Genomic DNA, 5,143 nt, shown 5'->3' with positions numbered 1-5,143 from the left:
CCATGCTAGTATATAGAAGTTGTCACTTATGGCAGCGAAGCTCATTGAAAACTGAACAAAGACAAACACCAAAATGTGTAAGGGTCTATTCGTTAAACCGGATAGAAACAACCGAATATAATTCGAGACATACTGCAGACCAGCAGTAAAAAAATCAATAGCTAGTAATAGTAATGAGCAAAAGCTCAAATTCTTTCATGAGAGTTTGATCCTGGCTCAGGACGAACGCTGGCGGCGTGCCTAATACATGCAAGTCGAACGAACCGCGAGAGAACTTGTTCTTTCAAGGTTAGTGGCGCACGGGTGAGTAACACGTGGAGAACCTACCCTTCAGCGGGGGATAACCATTGGAAACGATGACTAATACCGCATAGAATCGCAGATCGCATGATCAACGAAGGAAAGACGGCTTCGGCTGTCACTGAAGGATGGCTCCGCGGTGCATTAGCTAGATGGTGGGGTAAAAGCCTACCATGGCCATGATGCATAGCCGACCTGAGAGGGTGATCGGCCACATTGGGACTGAGACACGGCCCAAACTCCTACGGGAGGCAGCAGTAGGGAATCTTCCGCAATGGACGCAAGTCTGACGGAGCAACGCCGCGTGTGTGAAGAAGGTCTTCGGATCGTAAAGCACTGTTGTTAGAGAAGAACGACCGAATGAGTAACTGCATTCGGAGTGACGGTATCTAACCAGAAAGCCACGGCTAACTACGTGCCAGCAGCCGCGGTAATACGTAGGTGGCAAGCGTTGTCCGGATTTATTGGGCGTAAAGGGAGCGCAGGCGGTGACTTAAGTCTGATGTGAAAGCCCACGGCTCAACCGTGGAGGGTCATTGGAAACTGGGTCACTTGAGTATAGAAGAGGAAAGTGGAATTCCATGTGTAGCGGTGAAATGCGTAGATATATGGAGGAACACCAGTGGCGAAGGCGACTTTCTGGTCTATAACTGACGCTGAGGCTCGAAAGCGTGGGGAGCAAACAGGATTAGATACCCTGGTAGTCCACGCCGTAAACGATGAGTGCTAAGTGTTGGAGGGTTTCCACCCTTCAGTGCTGGAGTTAACGCAATAAGCACTCCGCCTGGGGAGTACGGTCGCAAGACTGAAACTCAAAGGAATTGACGGGGACCCGCACAAGCGGTGGAGCATGTGGTTTAATTCGAAGCAACGCGAAGAACCTTACCAGGTCTTGACATCTGCTGCATAGCCTAGAGATAGGTGAAGTCCTACAAGACAGCAAGACAGGTGGTGCATGGTTGTCGTCAGCTCGTGTCGTGAGATGTTGGGTTAAGTCCCGCAACGAGCGCAACCCCTATCATTAGTTGCCAGCATTCAGTTGGGGACTCTAGTGAGACTGCCGGTGACAAACCGGAGGAAGGTGGGGATGACGTCAAATCATCATGCCCCTTATGACCTGGGCTACACACGTGCTACAATGGATGGTACAACGAGCAGCGAACTCGCGAGGGTAAGCGAATCTCTGAAAGCCATTCTCAGTTCGGATTGTTCTCTGCAACTCGAGAGCATGAAGCCGGAATCGCTAGTAATCGCGGATCAGCACGCCGCGGTGAATACGTTCCCGGGTCTTGTACACACCGCCCGTCACACCACGAGAGTTTGTAACACCCGAAGCCGGTGGCCTAACTTTTAGAAGGAGCCGTCGAAGGTGGGATAGATGATTGGGGTGAAGTCGTAACAAGGTAGCCGTATCGGAAGGTGCGGCTGGATCACCTCCTTTCTAAGGAGTAGTTGGAACCTACACGAAAGGTTACTGTCTTTGTTTAGTTTTGAGTGAGCTTCTTTATGAAGCAACTCAATCGATCATTGAAAACTGAATACACCAAACAAGATTGATCATATTCTCGATGCGAGGTATGACAATCACATTATTTCTTAAAAAAAAGATATAATGAACCGAGAAATTGACCGAGTCTATGAGTAACATCATAGAGTTAAAAAATAAGCGAAAATATTGTGGTTAAGCAATAAAGGGCGCACGGTGAATGCCTTGGCACTAGGAGCCGATGAAGGACGCGACGAACAGCGATATGCTTCGGGGAGCGGTAAGTACGCTAAGAACCGGAGATTTCCGAATGGGGGAACCCAATGATTGTAAAAGATCATTATCCGCAAGGAAGGTAGACGCAGAGAACTGAAACATCTAAGTAACTGCAGGAAAAGAAAATAAGAATGATTCCCTAAGTAGCGGCGAGCGAACGGGGAAGAGCCCAAACCAGCGTGCATGCACGTTGGGGTTGAAGGACTCCATCACGAGACCAGACGATTTAGTAGAAGCCCATGGGAAGGGGCGGCAGAGAGGGTGAGACCCCCGTATGCGAAAGATCAACAGGCTCAGGAGTATCCTGAGTACGGCGGGACACGAGAAATCCCGTCGGAATCCACCAGGACCATCTGGTAAGGCTAAATACTCCCTAGTGACCGATAGTGAACCAGTACCGTGAGGGAAAGGTGAAAAGCACCCCGGAAGGGGAGTGAAAGAGTACCTGAAACCGTGTGCTTACAAGTAGTCAGAGCCCGTTAAGGGGTGATGGCGTGCCTTTTGTAGAATGAACCGGCGAGTGACGATAGTTGGCAAGGTTAAGTAGAAGATACGGAGCCGTAGCGAAAGCGAGTCTGAATAGGGCGTTAGTCAGGTGTCGTCGACCCGAAACCAGGTGACCTACCCATGTGCAGGTTGAAGGTGTGGTAAGACGCACTGGAGGACCGAACTCACATACGTTGAAAAGTGTGGAGATGACGTGTGGGTAGCGGAGAAATTCCAATCGAACCTGGAGATAGCTGGTTCTCTCCGAAATATATTTAGGTATAGCCTCAGAGTAAGAGATGTGGAGGTAGAGCACTGTTTGGACTAGGGGCCCATTCGGGTTACCGAATCTAGATAAACTCCGAATGCCACAAACTCATCTCTGGGAGTCAGACTGCGAGTGATAAGATCCGTAGTCGAAAGGGAAACAGCCCAGACCACCAGCTAAGGTCCCTAAGTAACTGTTAAGTGGAAAAGGATGTGGGGTTGCCTAGACAGCTAGGATGTTGGCTTAGAAGCAGCCATCATTTAAAGAGTGCGTAATAGCTCACTAGTCGAGTGACCCTGCGCCGAAAATGTACCGGGGCTAAACAGTCCACCGAAGCTGTGGATTCTAATTTATTAGGATGGTAGGAGAGCGTTCTATGTGCGGAGAAGCTGTACCGTAAGGAGCAGTGGAGCGCATAGAAGTGAGAATGCCGGTATGAGTAGCGAAAGACAGGTGAGAATCCTGTCCACCGATAGACTAAGGTTTCCAGGGGAAGGCTCGTCCGCCCTGGGTAAGTCGGGCCCTAAGCAAAAGCCGAACGGCGTATGCGATGGACAACAGGTAGAGATTCCTGTACTTGGGAAATACGATTTAAGCAATGGAGGGACACAGGAGGTAAGTCCACGCAGACAGATGGAAAAGTCTGTAGAAGCAACGAGTGAGATGGTGAGTCAAATGCTTACAATTAATGATGAGTTGTGATCTGGAGCGAAATAATAGTAGCGAAGGTGGATAATCAAACTGTCGAGAAAAGCTTCTAGCTAGTATGACCAACCCGTACCGCAAACCGACACAGGTAGTCAAGTGGAGAACACTAAGGTGAGCGAGAGAACTCTCGTTAAGGAACTCGGCAAAATGACCCCGTAACTTCGGGAGAAGGGGTGCTGACGCAAGTCAGCCGCAGTGAATAGGCCCAGGCGACTGTTTATCAAAAACACAGGTTTCTGCTAAATCGCAAGATGACGTATAGGAGCTGACGCCTGCCCGGTGCTGGAAGGTTAAGAGGAGCGCTTAGCGCAAGCGAAGGTGCGAATTGAAGCCCCAGTAAACGGCGGCCGTAACTATAACGGTCCTAAGGTAGCGAAATTCCTTGTCGGGTAAGTTCCGACCCGCACGAAAGGCGTAACGATCTGGGCACTGTCTCAACGAGAGACTCGGTGAAATTATAGTACCTGTGAAGATGCAGGTTACCCGCGACAGGACGGAAAGACCCCATGGAGCTTTACTGCAACTTGATATTGAGTGTTTGTGTGACATGTACAGGATAGGTAGGAGTCAAAGAGCTGTGTACGCCAGTATGCAAGGAGACGTTGGTGGGATACTACCCTTGTAATATGAACCCTCTAACTCGCGTGAAGAACACGGAAGACAGTGTCAGGTGGGCAGTTTGACTGGGGCGGTCGCCTCCTAAAGAGTAACGGAGGCGCCCAAAGGTTCCCTCAGAATGGTTGGAAATCATTCGTAGAGTGCAAAGGCAGAAGGGAGCTTGACTGCGAGACCAACAAGTCGAGCAGGGACGAAAGTCGGGCTTAGTGATCCGGTGGTACCGCATGGAAGGGCCATCGCTCAACGGATAAAAGCTACCCTGGGGATAACAGGCTTATCTCCCCCAAGAGTTCACATCGACGGGGAGGTTTGGCACCTCGATGTCGGCTCATCGCATCCTGGGGCTGAAGTCGGTCCCAAGGGTTGGGCTGTTCGCCCATTAAAGCGGTACGCGAGCTGGGTTCAGAACGTCGTGAGACAGTTCGGTCCCTATCCGTCGCGGGCGTAGGAAATTTGAGAAGAGCTGTCCTTAGTACGAGAGGACCGGGATGGACACACCGCTGGTGTACCAGTTGTTCCGCCAGGAGCATTGCTGGGTAGCTATGTGTGGGATGGATAACCGCTGAAAGCATCTAAGCGGGAAGCCAGCTTCAAGATGAGATTTCCCATTCGCAAGAAGTAAGACCCCTGAGAGACGATCAGGTAGATAGGCTAGAAGTGGAAGTATAGCGATATATGGAGCGGACTAGTACTAATCGGTCGAGGACTTAACCATGAGATTTCAAGGTAAGTAGAGGTGTATTCAGTTTTGAGTGATTGAGAGATTGCTCAAGATAACGATGAGATGACACTGTGTGGTGATGATGGCAAGAAGGACACACCTGTACCCATGCCGAACACAGCAGTTAAGCTTCTTAGCGCCGATGGTAGTTGGACCTTTGGTCTTGTGAGAGTAGGACGTTGCCACGCGTGTCATATCAAAGTTATTCCGCCATAGCTCAGCTGGCAGAGCGCATGACTGTTAATCATGATGTCGTAGGTTCGAGCCCTACTGGCGGAGT

The 5,143-nt window shown here is 50.2% G+C and carries 1 tRNA gene and 3 rRNA genes; all 4 read left to right on the top strand.

Annotated elements, in window-relative coordinates:
- Positions 1–193: 193 nt before the first annotated feature.
- A 16S ribosomal RNA gene (locus ACQV2S_RS08595) occupies positions 194–1,741 on the top strand.
- A 238-nt stretch (positions 1,742–1,979) separates the two neighbouring features.
- Positions 1,980–4,857, top strand: a 23S ribosomal RNA gene (locus ACQV2S_RS08590).
- Positions 4,858–4,935: 78 nt separating this feature from the next.
- Positions 4,936–5,051 (top strand): 5S ribosomal RNA (rrf, locus tag ACQV2S_RS08585).
- The 16S, 23S and 5S rRNA genes sit together here with 1 tRNA gene alongside, the layout of an rRNA operon.
- A gap of 18 nt (positions 5,052–5,069) precedes the next feature.
- Positions 5,070–5,142, top strand: a tRNA-Asn gene (locus ACQV2S_RS08580).
- Position 5,143: the final 1 nt, after the last annotated feature.

It is taken from the genome of Facklamia sp. P13064, assembly GCF_050409425.1.
Lineage (GTDB): Bacteria > Bacillota > Bacilli > Lactobacillales > Aerococcaceae > Facklamia.
Note: the sequence above shows the minus strand (reverse complement) of the source record. Positions and strands in the feature narration are given on the sequence as shown.